Origin of the sequence: Trichodesmium erythraeum IMS101 (assembly GCF_000014265.1) — a bacterium.
Classification (GTDB): domain Bacteria; phylum Cyanobacteriota; class Cyanobacteriia; order Cyanobacteriales; family Microcoleaceae; genus Trichodesmium; species Trichodesmium erythraeum.
Genome location: NC_008312.1, coordinates 3873731 through 3899292, shown reverse-complemented (window position 1 = coordinate 3899292; position 25562 = coordinate 3873731). Strand labels below are relative to the sequence as shown.

The window sequence follows — 25562 nt, the reverse complement described above, 5'->3', positions numbered from 1 at the left end:
AAGAGAGTTTAAAAGAAGAATTTATCTTCAGGGTACGATAAATTTGGACATCCTTCTTAGCCCGACAAATAGGTTTTTTCAAAAAAGAAGTCTGGCTTGATAGCTATAAAAGTAATGAAGTTATTATGTTTGTTTATTGGGAGATTTGGGAGCAATAGAAGTCTATTTTTCAAGTTTTATTGCAGGAAACTGAATCTCAGTTTAGGACATAATTTTGGATGGAAGATTACTCTTTGTTAGACTGTAGATAATATGCAGTTGACGCGACGTAAGCATATATCCTCCATTCGCTTTCAGTGTATAGTTTTGATGTTTATAAAATTAGAAAAACCAGCAAAAAAACATCCTAAACAAAAGCACTAATTACATTAGGTAATGCCCAAATAAATTTATTATAGTTGTCGCCAATAGTTAACAAAAAGTTAAGTGCAGTCTCAAGTATTATACCTATAAGGGTTAACCATGAAAATGTTAGCTAAAAGTTATTTCAATACAGCAAATCAACTAAAAGATTCAGGACAACTTTATACAGCGATGATTGCTTATCAAAAAGCTTTGGCTATTAAACCAGATTATGTCGAAGCTTACAAGAAGCTAGCTGAAGTATACTTAATGCAAGGCAATTTTGATGCCGGGATTTCTGCTTGCAAAGAAGCAGTTAAAATTCAACCACATTTTGCTTCTGCTTATTTGACTTTAGGAAATATTTTTCAAAGTCAGAATTTACTTGAAAAAGCAATTAATACTTATTATGAGGCGTTAAGTATTGAACCAAATTTTGCACAAGTATATGCTAATATTGGTAGTGTTTATTATAAATTGGGCGAGTTTAATTTAGCTATTTCTAATTATCAAAAAGCTTTAGAGATTAATTCAAATTTAGCATCTGTGCAGTTGATGTTAGGGAATGTATTTTCTTTGATAGGGGAATTTGAACAAGCAATTTATTGTTATCAAAAATTACTACAAATTAAGCCAAAGGATGCTCAAGCTTATTTTAAGTTAGCTGAGGTATTTGCTTTATATTCAAATATTGAATTAGCTATTAATTATTATCAAAAATCTTTATCTATTAAACCAAATTATTGGGAAGCTTTTTTGAAATTATCTCAATTAATCAAACCTGAAATTACTGATCAGGAATTGGATAAATTATTCACTCAATGGCAAAAATTTGCGCGGGAAAATAATCATAATATAAAGGAATATGTTGAGTCAGTAATTCAGAAACAATCAACGAATTTTAAAGATCAGGAAAAATTGACAGTAAAACAATATAAAGAAGCTATTATTTCTGATGGGGAAAATGGAATTGAACTTGCTACTATCAATTTGATTTCAGAACAAAAATTAGATAATTTTGAGAATACTTATGATAATTTTTCTGTCCATGATGACGTAGAAGAAAACTTGAAAAAAAACGGTAAATTTACGACTTTTGAATATCAAAAACTAGAGTCAGGGTTAACTTCACAAATATTAAAATTGCCAGCAGCAGAAGCTTATATAAATCAAGCTAATTTGGCTTTGAAACAAGGAAATTTAGCATCAGCGATCGCCTCCTGTAAACAAGCTTTAAAAATTCAACCAGATCATTCTCCATCTTATGTAATTTTAGGGAATGCTTTTTACCAACAAAATAATTTAGAAGCTGCTTTGCATGCTTATCGTCAGGGGTTAGAAATTGACCCAGAATTGGCTGAAGTTCAGGGAAATATTGGTAGTGTCTATTTGCAGTTAGGTCAATATAAACAAGCACTTTTTCATTATCAAAAGGCTATTGACTTAAAACCTGGTTTGGCTGGTATTTATTGGAATATTGGCAAACTATTTCAATGTTTAGGAAAGGTTGATGAAGCTATTAATGCTTGGTCAAAAGCATTAGAAATTCAACCGGATATTGTGGAGGCTGACTTTCACTTTAAATTAGGTAATACTCTTGTTAAATTGAGTAGAATTAATGATGCAATTAAGAGTTATGAGAGAGCAATTAATCTGAAGCAAGATTATACTGAAGCTTATAGTAATCTAGCTAATATTTTAGGTGAAAAAGGGGATAGAGAAGCAGCGGTTAATTATTATAATCAAGCACTGAAAATCAATCCAGAATTAAAATTTTTACATGAAAAGCTAGCTAATAATTTATTGCTGAAAGGTGACTATGATCAAGCAATAATTCATTATCAAGAAGCTATCAAATATAACCCTAAGTCTTATGATGCTTATGCTAACTTAGGAACAGCACTTTCTAATAAAGGATTATTAGCATTAGCACTAGAAAAATATTATAAAGCATTAGAACTTAAACCAAGCTGGGCAGAAGTATACTCTCGCATCGGACATATTATTAAACAAGAAAAAATGGAAGAGGCGATCGCTTTATTTGAAAAAGCAATTGAACTTAAACCACAGTTTGTTGAAGCTCATCAACAATTATGTGATTTACTTAGTCATACAACTAAACTTGCTGTAGCTAGAAAAGCTGCAGATAATTTCTGTAATTCTTGTGGAGAAATAGCTCCTATTCTTTCAGGAACTGCCTTTTTATTTTCCTACTTTCAATCGGGAGTAAGTGAGGTAGCAAATGCTAAACTTTTAGAGGTCGAAAAAATCTGTTATCAGAGTTATAAAAATTTCAGCGAACTAGAAATTAAGCTACTTTATGAAATTTTCTTGTTTGCCGTTTATCATCTTCGGGATGACTTAGAAAACAATTCAAATTTTTATAAGTTAATCGCACAGCAATATTATCAAAATCGACCTAAAATTTATCAAACTACAAAAACTTATATTTCTAGTTCCCAATCATTAAAAATAGGATTCCTTTCTAAACATTTTCGCCGTCATTCTGTGGGTTGGTGTAGTGAGTATTTAATCAAAGAATTATCTCAAATTACACCAAACGTTTATCTTTATATTACAGGTCCGTTGAAGAGAGATGATGTTACTCAAAGATTTGAAAAAATGTCTGTTCAAACTTACTGGCCTAAAAAGTATCCTAATGGGTTTCCATGTTATACAGAAATTGTTGAACAAATATTAGAGGATAAGTTAGATGTAGTGGTGGATTTAGATTCAACTACATTGCCAGTCAATGTTCATGTTCTCTATGAAAAACCTGCACCAGTTTGTGTTTCTTGGTTAGGTTTTGATGCGCCCTATATTTCTGAAAGTAATTACTTTTTATGTGACTGGCATACCCATCCTCAAGGAAGAGAAAAATATTATTTAGAAAAGTTAGTGAGATTACCAGAAACATCTGTAGCTGTGGGTGGGTTTAATAGTTGTTCGGTTGATAGAAATTCAACTAGAAATAGTCTCGGAATTGATTCAGATCAAATGGTTTATTTGTGTATAGCGCCCGGACGAAAAACTAATCCAAAAATGGTAAGGGCTCAACTGAAAATTTTGCAACATACCCCAAAAAGTATATTAATTCGGAAAGGTCAGGGAGATGTAGATGTCATTTATCAAAGTTACCTTGAAGAATCTGAAAATTTAGGTATAGACTTTAATCGAATTATGTTTTTAGGGCAAACTCAAACAGAAGAAGAACATCGAGCAATTTATCAGATAGCTGATGTTTTGTTAGATTCTTATCCTTATAATGGTGGTACTCATAATTTAGAGGCTTTATGGTCAAATTTACCGATAATAACTAGAGCTGGTAAGCAATATTTATCTCGGATGGGTTATTCATTTTTGCAGAATGTAAATTTAGATGTAGGGGTTGCTTGGAGTTGGGAAGAATATACTGAATGGGGAATTAAATTGGGTCAAGATAATGGTTTAAGAAATTCGGTGCGGGAGCATTTGCAAAAGTCAAAAGATCTAGATAATTTAGCGCCTTTATGGAATCCTAAAAAATTGGCAAAAGAGATGTATCAGATATTTGCTGAACTTTTGGGTTCTCTTAGGGATATTTAATTCTAGTTTATGACTTTTTGTGGATTAATGAAAATATGCATTTTCAAATATTGGAGAGTTATATCAATTAATCTATAAAAGCTAGTCAAATATTCACTTGATTCTAGAATTAAATATCCTTAAGTTTCAGTGTAGTAAGATTTCTATAGGGGCCTAAGGTTAGATATACTGATTGAATTTGACTTGCATGAATATTTAATTTTTGACTTTGAAGATATTCCTATTTTCTTAATTCTTTTTGGTTGGCTATTGTCATATACAAAACTGTCCTATAAAACCTGAAAATTTATACAGATAAATAATTTACTAAATATTATTGAGACTTAACTACAACGTCTTAGTTACTATAGCAATCCGAAATAGGTTGCCACAATTCAAAAACTAGAAAGAAACTCCGAAACTATTGCCCATTGACCACTACCCCAAATCCCCATACCAAAAAGCGACAAAATTTTTGACACAAATAAAATAGGATTGCTATAGATTTTAGATACAGGCTTGAGCGATCGCCTCCTGAGCAAATATCAATTGATTAACAGTTGAGCTCAATCACTTAATATTAATTGCTTTTTAACATTAAACTTACACTATTAATTAGGGCTTGCTGATTAATAGTGTAAGTTTAATCTTTGTTCTACCCCAAATTGATTAGTAACTTAACTAATTATTATGACGTTTTACCAAAATATCTTTTAAATAGTAAATTTCTGATCATAGAGTTTGAAGGGGAGCTAAATTTCTATTTTCGTTTAAGTTACATAAAATAAGGTTCCCTTAGCAAAACGCGGCAAAAACTCAAATTTTCGGTTAACTTTGTTCCCTCAAAGCCAATATTTTGAAATAAAGTCATAGTGTCCAGCTTGCTCAAGTGGGTAGTATCCTGCCTCTATTTTTTCGATAATATTTGGCAAAGCTCCGATAAATTCTGCACTTCGGTCTTTAGGATGAATAGTCCACGCCCTGGGGGAACTCATAGTTGCTCGTACATAATTAGTTTTCTCTAATTGCATAGATACCATAACCTCCCAAGAATCCAGCTTGCCTTTGTCAGTATAGTAGTTTAAGAGGTTTTTTAGACTTAGTGGCAGTCGATTAAGAAATTTTTTCTTGTAAGAACGCCACAAAATAGGTAATGGTAGTAACTTGTCAAAGCGTTTATGGTTAATTAGATACACCCTACTGCTGAAAAATTTGAATTTGTAGAATCCCCCTGGTTCTGTTTTTAGCGACTTATTTTGTTTGTACATAGTACCATCCTTAGTTGGTGGCCCAGTTAATGGTCTGATGGCCATTATTTCCGGATGTTCCTCCATTAGCTTGATACCTTCGTCTACCCAACTATAATCTTTTTGCTGATGTAGAAGCATATCACTATCATAATGCAACACATAATTTCCTGGTACAGATTCTATGTGAAAAATTGACCCTAATATCGGATAACCTTTATAGTTATGGGTGGGCTTAATCGGAGTACCAAAATGCTTTAGGTACATTTGTTGTTGATAAGTTTGGTCATAGTTAATATCCACAACTCGATCTACAATACCTTCACTTTGGAGTGCACTGCAGCAATCTCTGAGTTCACTTAGACTACCAACACCAGGACGCATAACTTTATCTCCAGATAGAGGTGCTGTATCCACAAACAACACTCTTTGAATAAAATTAAAATTACTCATTCTAACTAGATGAGGAATTGTATGCATCATAAAAGGTATGTCTGTTCTTGCTACCAAAATTGAGAGTGAACAGGTGTTAGATAACATTATGCTTTCTTATTAAAACTGCCATATAGAATTCACAGAGAACATCTCCTTATAAATATAGCAATCCTCCCATTAGGCTTAACAATTGAAAAACTAGAAATAAACTCCGAAAGTCTCAGCCATGTAACTAATACTCCAAATCTATTCTCAAAAAGAGGCAAGATTTTTGACATGAATAAAATAGGATTGCTATATTATATTTGATTTAACTACAACTTCTTAGTTCTAAGATTATAGATAAAACTATGAGCGATCGCCTTTTGATATAACTCATTGCTTCAACCTAAAGTCTTAGTTAAATTTTGACCTAGCTAGAATCAGCAAAAATTGGCTGCATTTCAGTATTATAATAATTGTTATAGGCTATATTTTTTCGGTTTTATTTATACAGTTTAAACCTACTATTAAGAATACTTGAGCTTCAAAAATCTAATTTAAATATTTAACTTATAACAGAAGCATCATATTGTTCAAAATAATTTTTTACAACCTGACGAATACCAGTCATAAATCTACCAGTGGAAAAAATATCTTTTCTCTTAAGTAGAGATGCTTGAAGTTTTTCCTGTATTTCTGAATTTTGGAGAATATTAGTGATTTTTTCTACTGCTTCATCTTGATTCTCAAAAAATAACTCTTGATTTTCTTCTCCAAGTATCTCCACTTGTCCTGCTGCTGAGTGTCCTCGTTTATTTCTGACAATAGGTATTGCACCTGCTTTCATCATTTCTGCTATTGAAATGCCAAATGGTTCTGATTTGTAGTGAATACCATATCTACACTTGGCTAGAATGTTAACATATTCTTTATAAGGCAGATTTTCATACAATTTTACCCATTCACTATTTTCATTGGCCATTTTTGTTAATGTTCGTTTATATTTCCACCCATATATTCCGGCTCCCCCTCCTGTAATGTAAAGCTTAACATCAAATCCTTTTTGACGAACTTTTTTCAAGATTTGAATAGCTTTATGAGGAGCTTTAGCTTCTGTCAATCTTCCGCTGCAAATAAAAGCATTTTCTTTTTGTTCCCAAGATATATTTTGATCGTTAAGTAAAACAGGTGGATACACAACTTTAGCATCAATAGCATATGTATCTTTTAAAACTTTAGATACTGCAAAGGAATTTGTAATTGATATATTAAGTTTGACATTCTCCAAGGAAGAGTTAGAAATTTTACCATACAATCCATCATTAGGAATCACATTAATCCAATGAACATATTGAATTCCGACACGACCAAAGTCTACAGCATTGTAACCTGATAATAATAAATCATATTCCTGATTATGAGCTTTCAGATGGCGCAGTAGAAGATGCATTACTAAGATTGCTAAATCTCTATTATTGGCAAATAAAAATCTTAACAAAGTTTTAGTTACTGTAGGAAAGATTGCTCTAATCTTTACCATTTCCTGGGAAATTTGAGTTCCATACATGGAATTGAGTTTGTCAAAATCTACATCAAATACAGTAAATAGTGTCAGATCATATGTTTCTTTTAAAGCTTCTAATATCCAAAGACAAACTGCTTCTGCACCTCCACCAGAAAACAAGGGATAAAAGACAGCAACTGACTTTTTTGTAGGATTTTTTTCTAAGCTCTCAATACTCATTAGTTTAATTATAATGCTTACTTAATAATATGCTGATAAAGTATCATTTTTTTCGGTATTGTGTCAATATTTTTAACTATAGCAATCTTATTTGAGCTGTGTAAGAAATATCTGAGCTTTTTAGGAAATCAGAAATGTGAATAGGGCATGAGAAAAAGTTGGGTACCTTTTTATTTATTACATGCATTTTGACGAATTATTTCATACTGCTATAGAGCTTTTTCAGGTTTAATTTTTCCCAAGATAGATAAAATTTATCTAAATTAAAGTTGAAAAAAAAATATTACATATTAAAGTTCAGAAAAAATAATTTAATAGGCAAAAAATGAGTGAAAAAATTGTGGGAATGCTGACAAGTTACCGAGGTTTAAATCAAAGTGACTGGCTATGGAAACAAACTCCCCATAGTTTTGGTAGGTGGGGAAATATAATTATGGATGCAAATCATCCCCAACCAGATTTCCTCCTAATGTATCAGTTTGATTTTCCCCGTAAAACAAAACAAGGATTATCATGGCGGGAATATATAAAGCATTTATATAAACCTCAAAAAACAGAACCAGATATTAGAGAAAAATTGCGTGGAGTCTCTAAGGAAAAAACTATTTATTCACTTAGAGAACCACCTCTAGATAAAGTAGTAGAATACAATAAATTCAATTATGAACAAGCAAAAATTTATTGTAGTTATGTTTCTGGACCAGATAATTTTGCACCAGTTCCAGATTATATGCCTGCTATTTGATATGTAGGTAATTCATTTCGAGAATTGAATGAGATGGGAGTGCCAGAAAAATTGAAAACTTGTAGTTTGATTACTTCTGGTATTAGTCGTACAATTAACCATCGTCAACGTCTGGCATTTCTGAAATTTTTGCAGGAGAGTGGGTTTAAGTTTGATTTGTATGGTCGTGGTTTACCAGACTGGGCTAAAGCTTCAGGAGAGGTTCAAAATAAATGGCACGCAATGGCCCCTTATTATTATAATCTCTCTATAGAAAATTATGCTGATAGTGATTTGTATGTCAGTGAGAAATTATGGGATGCTTTACTATCTTGGTGTTTGCCAATTTATTACGGTGGTTCAGCAGCAGATAAGTTATTGCCGCCTGGTAGTTTTTTGAGGCTACCAAGTATGGATGAAAAAGGACTATCATACATAAAAGATGTGACTTCTACTCCTGATGCTTGGCATGAGGCTAAACATGCAATTGCCGAGGCTAGGCAGATTATTCTTCACAAACTTAATCTACTCAATTGGTTATCTGAATTGGTCACAAAATTTTCCTAATGAAGTTATTCTTATTTAGTATAAACTTACTTCAAACAAAGGAGTAACTGAAAAGATGAGTCAGGGAAGTCAAAAGAATAACTCTTTTTGTTTTTGTACTGTAGCCTTTGGAAAAAATTATATACATTTGTCTAAACTACTGGCCGATGATTTACATAAATTTGCACTAGGTCGCAATTTTATTATCTTCACTGATAATCCATTGGAATTTAAGGATAAATCTAACGTTCAAGCAATTAAGCACTGGTGCAGAGGAGTCCTTCCATATAATGAAAGAAGATTTGCTATTTATTATAGTCTTTCGATTTTTAATTCTGTAATTTACTTGGATGCCGACGTGAGAATTTTTTCCCCTCTTACAGTTGAGTTAGATTTTTATCCAGGTTTAACTGCACGTAGCTGTGGAAGTATGGAGAAGCACTTAAAGACGCAGTTTGATAGACCATTATTTTCAGCTTCTAAGGCCAAGAAAAAAGCTGTAATAGATAAAATGGCGGAGCAGGTGGGTGTAGACCTTTATTCTCAACAAGTGAAATTTATTAACGAATTTTTGTTTGTGGTTACAGCTTATGAAGGACGAGAACTTGATTTTTTGAAATTGTGGGGAGAACTTGCTATTTATGCTGGTATCTTAGGAATGCATAAACACCCTACTTATGCTATGGCTCTAGCAGCGTTCAAAACAGGTTTCCCTATTTACTACAGTGAAATGAATGGTCTTGATTTCTTTGACGATAGAATAGAAAAAGTTAAAATCAGTAAAGGACAATCTGTACCAGAGGCTAGGCAAAAATACTTTGCTCAACAATATAACATAGAAAAAAAATCTCAAACAATTCTAGAACGTCTCATAAAACGGATTTTTAGTTGGTTATCTTTAAAATACAATTTCATCGGTGTTAGGCTTATATATTACCTTAATTCTTCTATACTTAAAGATTATCCTAGTAGTTAAACAAGAGACTTTTGGCAATATGTCTGAGAACTTAAAAAGTAAGTTATAATTCAAAATTGACAAGATCCTTAATTACTTACTTTTAATGAAAAATTTATTTCCCATCATAGTTTTTAATAGCTTGAGATTGGCGTATTGAAATGAGTTTTCTATTATTAATGAACAAAGAATACCTAAACTCCATCAAAGAATTTACTTTTTGATTGTTAAAAATGAATCAAACAGATGGTATTAAGATTTAATATTGGAGTATAATTTAAGCATATCGTACCGAAAAAAATTATCTAGAATGAGTCAAAAAAATGGATGGTATTTGTACTCTTGGAAATGATGTTGTTTATGACCAACTTGTGGCACTGCTAAACAGCATAGAAGCAATTCAAGGGCCTGAAGTACCAGTATGTGTTTATCCCTATAATGACAATACTGAAAAAATTAAGGCTGAAATTGCTAAGAGACCTAATGTAGAGTTGTATAGCGATCGCAAGTCAATTGAAAAGTGGGATAAATTTGTTCGTGATGTTTGGGACACTCATCCCACCGCTCGTCAACGTTGGAGTGAAGTAGGTAGTAGATCTTATCATCGAATTGGTACTCATCGTCGTTACGCTGCATTTGATGGACCTTTTGAGCGCTTCATTTATATGGATGCTGACACTATATTAATGTCTCCCTTAGATAGAATTTTTCAGCAACTTAATCAAAATGATTGGGTTATTTATGATTTTCAATATAAAGATTTAACTCATGTTTATGATGTCTCTTCTACTAAAATGAAAAAATTATTTACTTCAGAACGTCTTGCATCTGAGGTATTTTGTTCTGGATTTTATGGTAGTAAAAAAGATATATTTGATGCAGAAAAAAGAGATTGGTTACTGAGTAAATTCCAAGATGGTGAGGCTGAAGTTTTATATCCAATGGCTCCTGACCAAACAATTCTCAATTATATGGTTATGCGGTTAAATTTGAAAGTAAATAATTTGGCTATTAGTCTGTCTCCAAATGAAAGAACAGGTAACAGTGTTACTTCAAAACATTTTGAAGAGCAAGACCATATTGTTTATGATCGTGGTAAGCGGTTAACATATCTCCACTATATTGGAGTTTCATCAAAAGCATTTGCAAAAATTTGTGCTGGGGAAAATATAGATATTCCTTATCGGGATATATTTTTGCATTATCGATATCTCCATGAACCAGAAAAACGCCCAGTATTTACGACTAAACCAAAACCATATAAAACTACACCTAATCTTTTTCAGCGTGTTTTAAAGAAACTAAAATTAACTCACAAATAGAGAAAAATCTGATGAGTCGTGGCATATATATTACTGCAAATGACAAAGCCCTCGAACAGGGTATTGCCCTATTAAATAGCATCCGTAAATATGATAGGGATACACCAATTATTTTGATTCCCTATGATGATAATTATCAAATAGTCGCAGAACTTTTTTCAAAAGATTATGGAGTTACAATTTATCAAGATTTAGAATTTATTGAGAGATTATCAAACAAACTACAACAAATTTTTGGAAATAAATTCTTTGCTCGACCAAATCAGTTTCGTAAGCAGGTTTGTTGGTTTGGAGAATTTGATGAGTTTTTATATATAGATACAGATATTGTAGTTTTTGATAGAATTATTGATAATCTTAACTATCTAAATGAGTATGATTTCTTGTGTTTTGATTATCAACATTTAGGAGGGATTAAGAATATCTTTACTCCAGAGATTTATCAAGTTTTTAGCAAAGAAGAACTTCTGGAAACTTTTAACGGAGGATGGTGGGCATCCAAAAAAAATTTGATTTCAGAACAAGATTTGTATGAGACGTTTACTGAATGTGCAGCTCATCCAGAATACTTTGATTTTTCTCAGAAAACTTCCGATCAACCAATTATTAATTATATGATATTGAAGCGAATTAAAAAGCGTTTCAATATTATTAATAGACCAGAAAAAGCACCTGGAAGTTGGGCAGGTACATCGCATTTTTATCGAGAAGGTGATCGACTGATAGATTCAAATGTGAATCAACCTTTAGAATATCTACATTGGGCAGGAATTCGGATTCAACCAGGTTGTCCTTATTGGGATATTTGGGAGTATTATAGATATTTGGGGGAAGCTAAACCTACTTACTATCCTCAGACAACTGAAAAGAATAAAAGTCTAGGAGAAAAATTTATTGATAAACTCAAAAATATAGCTCGGCATATCAAGAGAAGTTAAGGTCATTTCAGTTATCAGTGTTATACTTAAAATTACTTCCTAATTGTTCCACTTATTCAACCCAAATAACTTTAAGCATTTCTTGTTGTTATAAAATTTCCAGGTAAAAATATGACTCAGAAACAAAAAAACTTTTGTTTTTGTACTTTAGCACTAGGGCAAAGATATCGCGATATAACAAAGGAGTTAGTTAAAGATTTAGAAACAAATGCTCCAGGAATTTCACTGGTAATTTATACAGAGAAACCTAATGATTTTAGTAGCCATAAAAATGTAATAGCTTTTAAACATCATCAACAAGGTATTCTACATTGTTATAACGATAAAAGAGTTGTCTGCCAAAAAGCAATATCATTATTTCCAGTAGCTATATATATAGATGCTGATACTAGAATTTTAGAATCACTACCAGAAGATATTGAATGGAAACCAGGAATTACTGGACGGCATAAAAATTTAGTAGAACATGTTTCAAAATATCGTGCTTCTAGTTTACCAATATTGCAAAAGTTGGCAGATAAGCTAAATATTTATGATGAGTCATTTAATAGTAGTAGATGGATAGGGGAAGCTTTATTTATTATCGTTAGAGATAATGGTAAAGAAATAGAATTTTTGGAAACTTGGGGGAAGATTTCTAAGTATGCAGAATTGAGAGGAATGCACGCTGGAGAAGGTAGTTTAATGGGATTAGCTGCTACAAAAGTTGGATGGGTTATTAATAGTGAAGCATGGCAAAAAATTAGTAGGGTGACTCAGCACTGGGATGCTTCTCGTAGTAAACCAAAAGCAACTTATTGGGATAGGTTACAAAAAAGAATCGGTTATCATTATCGTTTAAATAAATCTAGAATAATGGCTTTAAGAGATTTTGAATTTTATTATAAATGAGGATTTTTTGATTACTCATAGTTTAAATCCAGATTAGACTAAGGTAGGTTGTAAAATATATGCCCAAATAACTCTCTTCCCTTAATATTGATAGTTGTGTATATGACTTATAGTTATTTAAAATAAGAATGAAATACTTTTTCTTCTGAAACTCAGTTATAGCAATAAATATTTGTATCAACCTCAATAAAAAAAACTAGATTTAAAAAAGGCAATACTATTTTTACTTGTAGGTAATTATCAATCTTACTCAAACAGGACTTATGCAAAGACACTATATATAGCGCATGACAATTTCGACGAACTTCACGCTTTGTCTCATGCTTTAGCCCAGCTTTGCGTTAGCAATCGCCTAACTATTTTATTCAAAAAACCAATAGTAATTCAAGTCAAATAACCTTCAATTAAAATGAAGGATGTTTCAATTGGTCGGTTAGATATTTTGACAATAATCCGTGCTTAACTTGATAAATACTTTGGTCTATTAATATCAGTGGAAATTAAAAATTTAGACTACTTAGGGCTAGTAGTTGGTAGAATCTATGAAATTTAATTTTTATTTTTGTTAAAATTACAGATATAGTCGTTTCAATTAAAATTGAGACAAGTTTTTATTGCTCTGAAAGTCTTTCAGGGGAATAATTGTTTTATTCTTAATTAAAACAACTATAAATAGTAATTTTGTATTGGAGAGAGAAATTTTTTCTAACTCCATCCTCAATTATTATTATCCTTTAAGTTCAACAATACCAACTCTTTCAATAGCAGCACTAGCTTTAACACGATCGCTAAGTGCAATAGTTTTCCAAGCATACTTCATATCTTCGGAAAAATAAATATCATCTAATAAAACAATTCCATTAGGAGCTAGCCTAGCAACAACAATTTCAAACTGCGAAAAAACAAATTCACTGGTATGTATCGCGTCAATAAACGCCATATCTATTTGGCGATCGCTCCCCAGATAAGCATCTATATTATCTTCAAAAGTTCCATTAACTAACTGAAATCTATTGCTAATTCCAGATAAGTTTTTCCTAGCAATTTCTGCCCAAACCTCATTAGGATCGAAACTCAGTAATTCTCCAAAATTATTACCTTCTAATCCTGAAAGCCAATACATTCCTGAAACACCAAATGCCGTACCAAATTCTACCACAACGGAAGGTTTTCTTTTTTGCACCAGGTGAGCATAAAAATCACCTACTTTGGCTTGAGTTCGCACTTGATTTGCTGTACGAGTTGCTTCTTTCACATCCCTGGGGTAATTTTGCAGATTTTCATATCCTTCCCAAAGCGGTTTAGGACCGAGTTGGTTAGCAAGATGTGCTAATTCTTCTATTTTTTCCCTCATCAAAGCTTTGGGAATGGGGACAATTGGTCCTTTGAAGTTATCTAAAAGCCAGCTATCTTCTTTCTTAATCCAATTTATCTCTAAAGACTGGGGGGAAATAGCTTTTTGTAATTGTTTGGTGTATTTATTTTTTATGTGTCTCAAAGAGTCACGTTTTTTTCAGGAATAATTGTCTTAACAACTGATTTAAAAATATTCATTTTCTTGAGTTTATAACGACTTCATCCACTCCCACTCTTGCCTCAAACCTTCAGTCAAAGAAACCTGCGGTTGATAACCCAAAATTTTCCTATATGAAGAAATATCTGCACTAGTATGACGAGCATCTCCCCTAGCTTTTTCCACAAAATTTTTCTTAATTGGACGTCCTACTATTCCCTCCATTATATTAATAACTTCTGCTAATACAACCCGACTACCCCCACCTATATTAAATATCTCACCTATTGCTGATGGTACTATAGCTGCTAATAAATTAGCTGCTACTGCATCACCAATAAAGGTAAAGTCTCTAGTTTGCTGACCATCTCCATAAATAGAAATTGGTCTATCTTGTAAAATTCACTGAAAAAAAATTATGAAAGGCTACATCAAGAGATAACTAATTATTCATCTATATCTATGGAAATTGAGCAAATAAATTTAAGTGATTTTTTAAATGCAAATGGGTTTATTGTGTTAGGAAGACATAAGTTTGGAACTTCTTAATGGTACTTATACAAAAAAATAGTAAAAAATAGACTCAAATATAGATAGCCAGAGGCTTTTACGTCAAAAAGGTATGATTCCTTTATAACCGACATTCCGCAGATCTTCATACATCTTTATGTATATTTACATTTTCAAAGAAACTTATAGGAAAAACCTTCATTCTAGAACTGAATATCAATAAAATTTATCAATAACTAATTTTCTCAGAAAAAATTAGTTACAATTCTTTATAATAGTTAAAATTAATGCCCATAGCTATAAGGCTTTCAGGGAGAGCATTCAGGGCGATAGATTAATAAAACTTATAAATTCAATGTTAAGAAGTGGGGAATGTGGATTATACTCGTTCAAAATTATATTTAGGAATAAGGATCAAATATGATCCACAAATATTGGCCCTTGAGTATTTCACTAAAAGGTTCCTGTACAGGAAATCTGGAGGTTAATAAATCCTCGTTCCTTAGAGGAGTTTAAAGAACAGGGAACGGGTTGAGGATGTTTTCTTTTTTTCTTTCTTTCTTGTCGCCCTTTCATCTGGGATCTTCACTGTTGTTTTTTTAAGTTCTAAAATACTATGCCAGGTTTAATTGGTTTTACTCGGTCTGATGCGCTTTACGATTTTTCTCCAACTTATTTAAAAAAAATGGTAGAGATGACCATCCATGGCTCTTTTTATCGGCAGGATGAGTTATTCTCTGATGAAGCAGTTTGTGCGACTCGTTCCCATGTGAATGTAATTCAAACAGATGACCAACCATACCAAGATGGAGAGGTTTTAGTCTGGTTGGATGGGGAGTTTTACAAGCAGGATAAGCTCTTTAGTCAGTATAACTTATCTCAACAAACAGATCCCGTTTTACTGGCATCTTTGTATCGACAAACTGAGGGTTTAAACTTTTTGCGATAGGTTGAAGGGGTTTATGTCGCTTGTTTGTACGATCGCAGAAAACAAAAACTCTATTTAATAAGCGATCGCTACGGGATGGGTCGTCTCTACTGGACAGTGTACCAAAATGCCCTTGTTTGGACGGGGGAACTGAAGTCCCTTTTGTCTCTTCCTAACTACCAACCCAAAATCGACCGCGCTCCGATGGAAGACTTTTTGGGGCTACGATATATGATTGGAGATCGCTCTTGGTTTGAAAATGTCGAACTCCTCCCTGCAGCAACCGTTTTTACCTGGGACATCCCAGGAAAAACCCTCTCTCGAAATCGTTATTGGGGATGGGATGAACTTACTCCCCTCACTACTCCTCCCCCAGAAAGCGAAGCCGTGGAAACCCTCGGACATTTATTCGTTGATGCTGTACAAAGTCGGGTTTATCCTGGAGAAAGAGTAGGACTTACCCTTAGTGGAGGACTAGACTCCCGTGCTATTTTAGCGGCCATGCCCGATCATAGTCATCCCGTTAATACTATTACCCATGGTCGTAAAGACTGTGAAGATTATCGCATTGCTGCCCAAGTTGCTGCAATTGCAGGAGATAACAGTTATTTTGCCGAAATGAATGCTGAAAATTGGCTATTTTCTAGGGTAAAAACCATCTGGGAAACCGATGCCTACGGTAGCTTTATTCATTTTCACTTTTTGTCATCATTAACCCAAATTAAAACTCAAGACTTATTTAACATAAATTTACATGGAGCATGGGGAGATGTAACTGCAATGAATATTTTTGATGGTCTAAAATTTCCTGATGTAGTTAACAAACGCTTAGGATTAGAAAAATTTGCTCTTTCTTTACAGCATAAAAATTCAGTTTTTGAGAGAATGAATAATTATTTTAAATTGTGCCATTCTTCTCCTCATATTATTTGGATGGACCATCGCATTCGTCGCTTTATTTTCAAAGATATTAATGTTAGCTTAGTACAGGGTATAGAAACAAGAGCTCCTTTTATAGATTGCTCTTTACAGGACTTTTTATTTACTCTAAGTTCTACTTTTTCCGAAGATTCTAATCTTTATAAACCTATGCTTTGTCAGTTTTTTCCGAAATACTATCAAACCATTCCTTGGCAAAGTACTGGAGAACCGATTAGTCCCCCAAATTTCACACGTCAGGTTCAAAAAAAATTAGTGCAATTCCAAACCAAAGTCACTGGCAAATTAAACCAATTTGGATTATCCTTCCCTCAAGCAAATTCCTCGAAAAAACGAAAACCTGACAAAGACTATGCCAATTATGCGGAATGGATGCGTCAAAATCCCGCTTATTCCCTCTATCAAACAATTTTAGAAAATCCCAATGCCCTTTATCCTGAATATTTATCTCCTGAAGAAACCAAAAAAATCAAACAAAACTGGCAACGTCATTTAAACGGCGAAGACTTAGGCGATAGCGTCAGTCTGGCCTTAACACTTGAACTATGGCTGCAACAGGTTTTTAATCAAAAATATCGTACTGGGGAGTGATGATATTCTCCCTATCAAACTCTGAAAGTATCTGTGCAAGGAATTTTCGATTATGTTCGAGGATGAGATGCCCTGCTTTTTGTTGTAGCAGTTGGCAATTTTTTTATGAATAAAGCGATCGTATCCACTCCCACTCTCGCTTCAAACCTTCGGCCAAAGAAATCTGGGGTTGATAGCCCAAAATTTTCTGTGCTTTAGAAACATCGGCACTAGTATGACGAGCATCTCCCCTAGCTTTTTCTACAAAATTTTTTTTAATTGGACGTCCTACTATTTGCTCCATGATATTAATAACTTCTGCTAATACTACCCGACTACCCCCACCTATATTAAATACCTCACCTACTGCTAATGGTACTGTAGCGGCTAATAAGTTAGCTGCGACTGCATCGCTGATAAAGGTAAAGTCTCTAGTTTGCTGAGCATCTCCATAAATAGAAATAGGTTCATCTTGTAAAATCCACTTAAAAAATTTATGAAATGCCATGTCAGGTCTTTGCCGGGGACCATATACTGTAAAGTAGCGTAAATAGACGCAGGGCACACCAAAATTATGATGATATAACTTGCCTAATTGTTCTGCTGCTAACTTAGTAATTCCATAAGGAGATACTGGTTGAGGACAAACAGTTTCTGGGGTGGGGAAAGTTTCAGCATTACCATATACAGAAGAACTAGAAGCATAAACTAATCTTTTCAAATTAGGAGCATCTTTAGCAGCTTCTAAAATTATTTGAGTCGCATCTATATTACGTTCTGTATAATCAAAAAAACCTCCACCCCAACTAGCACGAACTCCAGCTTGAGCAGCTTGATGATAAATTATGTCTACATCTACAAGTAATTCTGACCAATTTAAAGACTGAATATCATTTTCTATTAATTGAAAAGCGGGATGGTCTTGAAATTGAGAAATATTCTGACGCTTCAAAGTAGGGTTATAGTAATTATTAAACTCATCTATTCCTATTACTTTGTTATCTTGATTTAATAGAGTTTCTGCTAAATGAGATCCAATAAATCCACCTACTCCTGTAACTATAGTATTACTCATTTTTGTTTGGGTATATTATTATTTTTATTCACATTGAGATGGATCATAACTTATAATTAGGTACTAACAGAATTTTTTTAGTACATTTGAGCAAGGACTAAACTTAAGAGTGATAAGAATTTCCTAACCATTTTAGGGGTACTATATATGTTCAAAATATTCTAATGTTGATGGGAAAATTTCAATTCTTGTCGTTTATACCCTGTTCCATCTTATCTAAAATTTTAGTAAGTTGAATCCAAACAACTAACCCAGTTCCTATAGTTAAAGGTAAACAGATAGAATAAGCAACTAAATTAGTAAATCCAAATAACTGCAAGCTTGAGGATAAAAAAATTAATGCTCCACTAGCAATACCTAAATAAGGAATTTGTAATGTTAATCCTCTCATGGTAACTATATTGCAAGTAGCAGGATTTTCTGACCAATCTTGAACCAATTTCTTAATTAATCTAGCAAATACTACTCCTGAAGACAAGCTCATCAGCAAACCAACTGCAATTAAAAGATAGGGAGGTTGAGGTAAATTGTACACTAATGTTTCCTTTGTTTCCTTGATTTATACTAATTATTTATGTAGTAATTAAGACTGCTGAATAAGAGAGTTAGTAGGTAGAAAAGTGTTTTATTGATTTTCTAGAGTTGACTACAAAAATAGCTAAATTAATATTTATCTGTAATATCAAACCCCTTTGTAAGTAGGATTTTATCAGAAACTGGGTTTGTGAGATACAAATAAATATCGGTATGATAGAGTATCTAATACTTTCCCCAGTTTCTATGTTTTGAGTCCTAATTCTTTGCTTGAGAATTTGTTGTGGCCATGACAGAGGGTAAAATTGCCGCTGCTCTCTGTGTAGAAAACTCTGCTAGAGCGCCCAGGGCAAAATTAAACAAACGACTTGGTTGTAAATCATCTTGAATTAAATCCCACAAACGACTAACTTCTTCTGTGTGAATCCGATCATCTTCTATTATTGCTAGTATTAATTGTTTTCGGAGAAATTCACCTTCTTCGCTCAAAAGATATTGTAAACCTAATTGGGCAGTAGGTAATATATCAAAATTTTGGTCTGTTCGAGCTATGCCAATCAAGTTTTCTAACCTTTGCCACTGAAACTTTCCATCTTTAAACAATACCTCAATCAAACGCCGACGTAAGCCAGGGGACTCACCTTTTAATAACCTTCTCGCTACATAAGGATAAGCGACATCTACAATTTTGAAATTTGGATTTAGGGAAAGAGCTAATCCCTCTTCAGTAACTAGAGAACGAATAATTAGAGCAAACTTAGCAGGTACCCGGAAAGGATATTCATACATTAACTCTGAGAACTTATCTGTAATTGTCTTAAAGTTAAAATCTTTAACTTTCTCACCCATAATATTGCCCAGCACCATTTCTAGAGCTGGTATAATTGGCTGAATATCTGCATCAGGTGCCAAAAAACCAAGCTTGACAAAATCTTTAGCCAACTCCTGATAGTCTTTATTGATTAAATGAATTACTGAGTCAACCAAGGTTTCTTTAATATCTTGCTCCAATTGATCCATCATGCCAAAATCAATGTAGGCCATTCGACCATCTGTTAAGGCAAATAAGTTACCGGGATGGGGATCTGCATGAAAAAAGCCAAACTCTAGTAATTGACGTAAACCGCTAGTTACACCTGCTGTGATTAGGGTATCAGTATTAAGACCTGCTCCTTGAATTTGTTTTGTATCTAATAATTTTAGACCATCAATCCATTCTAGGGTCAAAACATTGGTAGTAGTATAATGCCAATATATTGATGGTACTTTGACACTTGGGTCATCTGCGAAATAGGTAGCAAATCTTTCTGCGTTATGCCCTTCGTTTATATAGTCAATTTCTTCAAATAGTTTTGTGCCAAATTCATCTACAATTAGGGATAAATCATGGCCGAGATTTAAAGGCAACCAGGGAGATAACCAACTTGCTCCCCACCGCATTAAGAATAAATCAAGAGTTATAATTGGCAGTAAGTTGGGTCGTTGAACTTTTATTGCTACACTTTCGCCGCTCTGAAGGCGTGCCTTATAAACTTGACCTAGACTAGCTGCTGCAACTGGTCTGGGAGAAACTTCTCTATATATATCGTTAATATTTTGGCCTAGTTCTGTCTCTATAATTGAGATGGCTATCTGATTATCAAAAGCTGGTAACTGATCTTGCAGTTTTGTTAGTTCTTCTAAGAAGTCCTTACGAATTAAATCTGGTCTTGTGGATAGTGCTTGACCTACTTTAATAAATGTTGGTCCTAAGTTGGTTAGTATTTTTCGCAGTTGAGTTGCTCTCTCAGGGGTATCTTCAACTTTTTTATATCGCCATTTGTCCCACAAAATTCCTAAAACAAAACTGGTAAAAGAAAAGAAGATAACCAGAAATCTCCACATTACTAACCAAAGACGATAATAATAGTACTTAGCGATCGCTTCTGGATCGTACCGTCTTGTTGAACTAAGGTGATTTTGCCCCACTTTTAATATTTTCCTCTTATAATTTTATATTTTTTTTAATGGTAAATTTTCAGTAATTCAGAAGGTATAGCCATTTGTAAAACTCAACACTGAAAACTCAAAGCTCAAAAGTTATATTTGAGCAAAAAATTAGGTCTCCTAAACTTTTTAAAGGCTTCAAAAAAATCTACTTCAATATTTAAAGCTTTTGACTTCACAGGCCGGCGCTAATTACTGAAATTACTAAGTTTTAGTTGCCAAAATTCTTCTTCTAACGCGATTTACCAATGTCGGCGCTTTTAATGGTTAGTTCTATATGTAAAAAAATTTGATCCATTTTTCCTAAATTAACTTTTATTTATTTTTATTGAGTATAGTATACAAAACTACAAATTTCCCAAATAAATATTTATTTAAGTAGTTGTGCAAAATTAATTAAACATCTATACAAACTGATTTTTTTCCCTTAATCACAAGGGTGGATAATTTTTAAAGTAAAATAATTTTGTAATGGTACTCAAGTAAATATTAAATTTAAAACTATGATCACAAAAGTTGCTCAATATACACATAATAAAAACAACTTATAATTTATGACTTCTTGGTGGATTCGGCATTAGTTCTTGCAAACAATCTTTCAAAGCATATATAACTTGCTCTTGTTGTGGAGTGGAAAGTTCAGGAAAAATAGGCAAGGACAAAACCTGATGGCACACTTGTTCTACTACTGGCAATTGATAGTTTACCAAAGATTTGTAAACAGGTTGTAAATGTAAAGGTGTAGGATAGTAAACCGCTGAACCTATTCCCCTATTTTGTAAATTATCATGAACTAAATCACGCAAATAATTAGAAAAATGAGATTTTGTCGTAGTTTCTAACTGTTTACTTTTAAGCATAATTGTGTATTGATTCCAAACACATCTACTTCCAGATAACTCTTGAGGAGGAACTACAGCAGTTATAGTACTAAAAAATTTATGGTAATGATTTGCTAATTTACGACGTTGTTCGTTCCAACTATCTAATAATGGTAATTTTATTTGCAGAATTGCAGCTTGTATGGTATCTAGACGACTGTTAATACCAATGTCTTGAGAAAAATATTTGGCAGACTGTCCATGATTTTTTAGTATTCGCGCTTGAGAAGCGATCGCTGCATTATTTGTGGTCAGAGCTCCCCCATCTCCAAAAGCTCCTAAATTTTTAGTAGGAAAAAAACTAAAACAACCAACATCACCAAAACTCCCGACTTTTTTCTGGTGCCATTCTGCTCCTGTAGCTTGGGCACAGTCTTCAATAACTATTAAATTGTGGGCACGAGCGATCGCCATTAACTGTGTCATATCTAAAGGTTGACCAAATAAATGTACTGGCAAAATAGCTTTTGTTTTTTCAGTTATCGCTAGCTCAAGTTTTTGAAGATCTAAGTTAAAAGTCTGGGGGTCAATGTCAATAAAAATTGGAGTTGCTCCTACTGCACTAATGACTTCAGCAGTAGCAAAAAAAGTGAAAGGAGTAGTAATTACTTCATCCCCAAGCCCAATATTCATAGCTCGTAAAGCTAGAAACAGAGCATCAGTGCCAGAGTTACAGGATACACAATGAGATACATCTATGTATTTAGCAAATTCTTGTTCAAACTCATCAACAATAGAACCGCCAATATAACGACCAGAGCTAAGTACCTCTTGAACTCTAGTATTTACTTGTTCTTTGATTATTTCATACTGTTGTGTTAAATCTAGGGGGGGAACATTAGCCATATCAAAAGTAATGAATTATAGTATTAAATTATAGTAATAATTGGCGAAATTATCAATAATCTAAGTTTTAAATAAAGTAGTAACGGGGAAAGATAATTTTCGATTCAACCTTTATCTTAAAGGATCTAGAGGTTTTTCTCAAAAAAAACGTGGCATAAAAATTTTCGTATTACTTTGGAGATACTCCCGAGTTTAGTCGATATTACTGTGCATTGTTAGTATTAATTAATAATTGAGTAAGTACACAAAATTAATTACACATTTTTCAAACTTCATCCTCTATGTTACAAACCTCATACTAAAATCTGGATATAAAGCAGGCCTGTCCCATCGTCCTATACCTTATTGCAACAGGTATAACTTTTGAAAATACTCTCTCAAATGGTGCGGATATTAATATCACATCTATGGAAGTGGAGTTTTTTTTGATCTGATTGTATCAGAATTTTGCTCAAGGTTATTATAAGGGTAAGATATCAGACCCAAGTTTTTGGTAAAAGTTTTTGTTCAGTGATAGTTGATTTCAACTGTATGAAATTTTGTTATGGATATAATTAGATTAACACTTAGTGATGTAGCTATGGCTTTAGGACTTATTGCTATAACTATGGGTCTATCAGCTTGGCAAAAATTAGGATTAGAATGGCAACTATTAATAGCCACAATTCGTACTATTGTACAATTAATATTTGTTGGCTATGTATTAACAATAGTATTTACAATTAAACAACCTTGGTTAATTCTTGCTGTTTTAATAGTTATGTTAACAGTTGCTTCTGTAGTTTCTAGAAATAGAATTAGTCAAAAAATACCTCAATTATTACTTTTAGTTTGGAGTTCTATTTTAACGAGTACAACTTTAAGTATTAGCTATACAAATTTATTGGTAATTAAACCTGAAAATTGGTATGAACCTCAATATTTAATTCCTTTAGTGGGAATAGTATTAGGAAATGGGATGAATGCAGCAGCGATCGCTGGAGAAAGACTTGTCAGTACAATTAACTCTAATTCTGTAGAAATTGAAACTTATTTAAGCTTAGGATCAACCCCTGAACAAGCAATTGTTAAATACAGAAAAGATGCTATTCGTGCTGCATTAATACCTACTTTAAATTCAATGATGGTAATTGGAATTGTCACCCTTCCTGGTATTGTTACTGGTCAGTTATTAAGTGGTATTAATCCTCTGGATGCTGTAGCATATCAAATGTTAATTATGTTTCTTTTGACTTTTGCAAATTTAGTTACAACTTTATTAGTTACTTACGGTTTATGTAGACAATTTTTTAATCAAGATGCCCAACTTAAAAATTTATAAGTTTGAGGAATTATTAATAAGTATAAACAATGTATTGTTAATATTTATTCAAATATTGACTCAGAATTAGGTCTTTCGGCCACCCCTGAGTTGAGGTTATATCTTTCATCTAAAACTGATAGCTAAAACCAGACAAGAGTCGCATCAAGTTCCTGAAAGTGACTTCAATTTTGAAACGCCAACTGTAAGCAATTCAAATTTCTGCTACAGATAAAGTGATATCAGTTAAAAGCAGAATTATTTGTTTTCCCTCCAAATATACAATTAATACGAAGCGCACTGTTTGAATGGGATAGTCCTAATGTAAGTCTATATAGCTATATCTAAGAGATATAATTATACCGTAAACTGGTAAAGTGTCTGTAGTCTAGCAGTCTTTTTTGTCAAACAAGTTACCTAATTTAACTCAGATGGGGGAGATGGGAATTTTACCATGAGTACATTTGAGCAGTGGTGGTGGTAAAGGAAATTTACCTACGATCATTTACCTACCCTACTCTAATATTAAGTGCAACTTGTGGATCCTAAACTCTTCAATTAAGTGTTTCGAGGGAAATTTTGCATCAAGGATAATTAAGGGACAAAAAGCTTGAAGAGTTCGTGATAATGGATAGCTTTTTAAGGATGGGTGTTCTAAAACTGTACCTCATATATTAAAGAACTGCTATGACTTATTTTTGTAATAGGATAAATTTGGATAAAGTTGAAAAGCATTTTGATAATAAGTGGAAGCTTCATCTAATTTTCCTTGTTTCTCTAAAAGCACTGCTAAGTGATAGTGAGTCCAGGAAAAATCAGGTTTGATTTTGATAGCTTGATAGTAAGCTTCTACTGCTTCTTTGTAGAGATTATTTTCTGCAAAAATACTACCTAGGGTATGATAATAAGCCCAATATTTTTGAGGATTAATTCCAATTGCTTGAGCATAATTAATCAAAGCTCTATCTAATTTTCCTTGCTTTTGTAATAGATATCCTCTTTGATTATAATATTCTTCTGTATAATTTTCTGGTTGTTTTTTTGATTTGCCTACAACTGAAATATTGTGATTATTTTGATTCTCATTGTTATAACCTAAGAAATCAATAATACTTGAGTTACATTCGCGGATAATTTCCATTTGTTCAGCGTTTAAAAACTCAGAATAAGGGCGTTGATTATCTCTGAAAAATATTTTGGCTTTTGGTAAATATCCATCGAATGGTATATTTAATTTATCACATATAAAAGTTAAATCTGAGAGAAGACTTTCATACTTACCAACAAAACCAACTACTGCTTTATCGTTGATTGTGTAAATGTGCCAGTTATTGTTTGTAGATGAATTAGGATAATAGTTATTTTTCAGCCAGTTATCAAATTTAATAGGTTTGTTTTGTTTACTAAAATAGTAAACAGATATAGCTCTATCAAAAGGATTTCTTTCAAAACAAAACTTATAGTAGGTATTCCAAATATAAGGTTCTATTTTTAGAACTTCTTGAGAAGTAATGTGATTAAAATATTTTTGATATACATTTCCCTGAGCATCAAAATCTAAATGATTTTGTGGTTTTTTTCCGAGAAGTTTTCTGATAGCTTCATCTTGCAAACTAATAGGAGTTATTATGTCATCATTACCACAAAATCTAGATAAAGATATTTAAACTGATGTACCAGCAGTTTTTTTAGTTTTTAGGAAAATAAATTTATATTTGTGGGATATGATCATAATTACAAAATAAAATTAAAAAAGTTATATAATTAAGCGATCGCTTTTTTGTCAAAGT

At 32.8% G+C, this 25562-nt stretch carries 17 protein-coding genes and 1 pseudogene; 9 read left to right on the top strand and 9 right to left on the bottom strand.

Translation table 11 applies throughout. The features are described 5' to 3' along the window. Positions 1-462: 462 nt before the first annotated feature. Positions 463-3927 carry a tetratricopeptide repeat protein gene (locus tag TERY_RS12075; protein ID WP_011612094.1) on the top strand — a complete coding sequence of 1155 codons (3465 nt, stop codon included), beginning with the start codon at positions 463-465 and terminating at the stop codon, positions 3925-3927. An 821-nt stretch (positions 3928-4748) separates the two neighbouring features. On the opposite strand, the gene TERY_RS12070 is transcribed toward TERY_RS12075, so the two are convergent. Together TERY_RS12070 and TERY_RS12065 are read right to left on the bottom strand one after the other, a co-directional pair. Beyond that, positions 4749-5663: a hypothetical protein gene (locus TERY_RS12070; protein WP_370495339.1), complete on the bottom strand. Its 915-nt coding sequence runs from the start codon at positions 5661-5663 to the stop codon at positions 4749-4751. Between the two features lie 472 nt (positions 5664-6135). Beyond that, a complete protein-coding gene (locus TERY_RS12065) occupies positions 6136-7314 on the bottom strand; it encodes a glycosyltransferase (RefSeq protein ID WP_011612092.1) in 1179 nt (392 codons plus the stop codon). 325 nt (positions 7315-7639) lie between these two features. Between TERY_RS12065 and TERY_RS12060 the strand changes: the two are divergent. The 5 genes and pseudogenes from TERY_RS12060 to TERY_RS12040 all read left to right on the top strand — a co-directional run bounded on the left by TERY_RS12060 (position 7640) and on the right by TERY_RS12040 (position 12690). After that, a pseudogene (locus TERY_RS12060) lies at positions 7640-8605 on the top strand (glycosyltransferase family 10 domain-containing protein). A gap of 55 nt (positions 8606-8660) precedes the next feature. Next, positions 8661-9560 carry a hypothetical protein gene (locus TERY_RS12055; RefSeq protein WP_011612091.1) on the top strand — a complete coding sequence of 300 codons (900 nt, stop codon included), beginning with the start codon at positions 8661-8663 and terminating at the stop codon, positions 9558-9560. 302 nt (positions 9561-9862) lie between these two features. Further along, positions 9863-10861: an Npun_R2821/Npun_R2822 family protein gene (locus TERY_RS12050; protein ID WP_011612090.1), complete on the top strand. Its 999-nt coding sequence runs from the start codon at positions 9863-9865 to the stop codon at positions 10859-10861. 11 nt (positions 10862-10872) lie between these two features. Continuing rightward, on the top strand, positions 10873-11799 hold the full coding sequence (locus tag TERY_RS12045) for an Npun_R2821/Npun_R2822 family protein (RefSeq protein WP_011612089.1): 927 nt from the start codon (positions 10873-10875) through the stop codon (positions 11797-11799). Between the two features lie 111 nt (positions 11800-11910). Continuing rightward, a complete protein-coding gene (locus TERY_RS12040; protein WP_011612088.1) occupies positions 11911-12690 on the top strand; it encodes a hypothetical protein in 780 nt (259 codons plus the stop codon). A 727-nt stretch (positions 12691-13417) separates the two neighbouring features. Here TERY_RS12040 and TERY_RS12035 read toward each other — a convergent pair. After that, a complete protein-coding gene (locus TERY_RS12035; RefSeq protein ID WP_011612087.1) occupies positions 13418-14188 on the bottom strand; it encodes a class I SAM-dependent methyltransferase in 771 nt (256 codons plus the stop codon). A 66-nt stretch (positions 14189-14254) separates the two neighbouring features. Beyond that, positions 14255-14542 carry a hypothetical protein gene (locus TERY_RS12030; RefSeq protein WP_370497207.1) on the bottom strand — a complete coding sequence of 96 codons (288 nt, stop codon included), beginning with the start codon at positions 14540-14542 and terminating at the stop codon, positions 14255-14257. A gap of 787 nt (positions 14543-15329) precedes the next feature. On the opposite strand from TERY_RS12030, the gene TERY_RS12025 reads away from it, so the two are divergent. Together TERY_RS12025 and TERY_RS12020 are read left to right on the top strand one after the other, a co-directional pair. Continuing rightward, positions 15330-15662: a hypothetical protein gene (locus tag TERY_RS12025; RefSeq protein WP_011612085.1), complete on the top strand. Its 333-nt coding sequence runs from the start codon at positions 15330-15332 to the stop codon at positions 15660-15662. A 24-nt stretch (positions 15663-15686) separates the two neighbouring features. Then, positions 15687-17171 (top strand): asparagine synthase-related protein, encoded by a 1485-nt coding sequence (locus TERY_RS12020; protein ID WP_155994408.1) that lies wholly within the window; start codon positions 15687-15689, stop codon positions 17169-17171. A gap of 103 nt (positions 17172-17274) precedes the next feature. Here TERY_RS12020 and TERY_RS12015 read toward each other — a convergent pair whose 3' ends face one another. From TERY_RS12015 to TERY_RS12000, 4 genes are all read right to left on the bottom strand, one after another. After that, positions 17275-18225, bottom strand: coding sequence for a GDP-mannose 4,6-dehydratase (locus tag TERY_RS12015; RefSeq protein WP_011612083.1), 951 nt, complete (start codon positions 18223-18225; stop codon positions 17275-17277). A gap of 181 nt (positions 18226-18406) precedes the next feature. Continuing rightward, complete coding sequence (locus tag TERY_RS12010; protein ID WP_011612082.1) at positions 18407-18760, bottom strand: hypothetical protein; 354 nt, start codon at positions 18758-18760, stop codon at positions 18407-18409. A 257-nt stretch (positions 18761-19017) separates the two neighbouring features. Further along, positions 19018-20727: an AarF/UbiB family protein gene (locus tag TERY_RS12005; protein ID WP_011612081.1), complete on the bottom strand. Its 1710-nt coding sequence runs from the start codon at positions 20725-20727 to the stop codon at positions 19018-19020. Positions 20728-21290: 563 nt separating this feature from the next. Then, a complete protein-coding gene (locus TERY_RS12000; protein WP_011612080.1) occupies positions 21291-22472 on the bottom strand; it encodes a DegT/DnrJ/EryC1/StrS family aminotransferase in 1182 nt (393 codons plus the stop codon). Between the two features lie 544 nt (positions 22473-23016). On the opposite strand from TERY_RS12000, the gene fetB reads away from it, so the two are divergent. Further along, the gene (gene fetB, locus TERY_RS11995; RefSeq protein ID WP_011612079.1) at positions 23017-23793 is read left to right on the top strand and encodes an ABC transporter permease; all 777 of its coding nucleotides are present in this window, start codon (positions 23017-23019) and stop codon (positions 23791-23793) included. A 664-nt stretch (positions 23794-24457) separates the two neighbouring features. On the opposite strand, the gene TERY_RS35020 is transcribed toward fetB, so the two are convergent. Further along, positions 24458-25384 (bottom strand): tetratricopeptide repeat protein, encoded by a 927-nt coding sequence (locus tag TERY_RS35020; RefSeq protein ID WP_011612078.1) that lies wholly within the window; start codon positions 25382-25384, stop codon positions 24458-24460. Between the last annotated feature and the right edge of the window lie 178 nt (positions 25385-25562).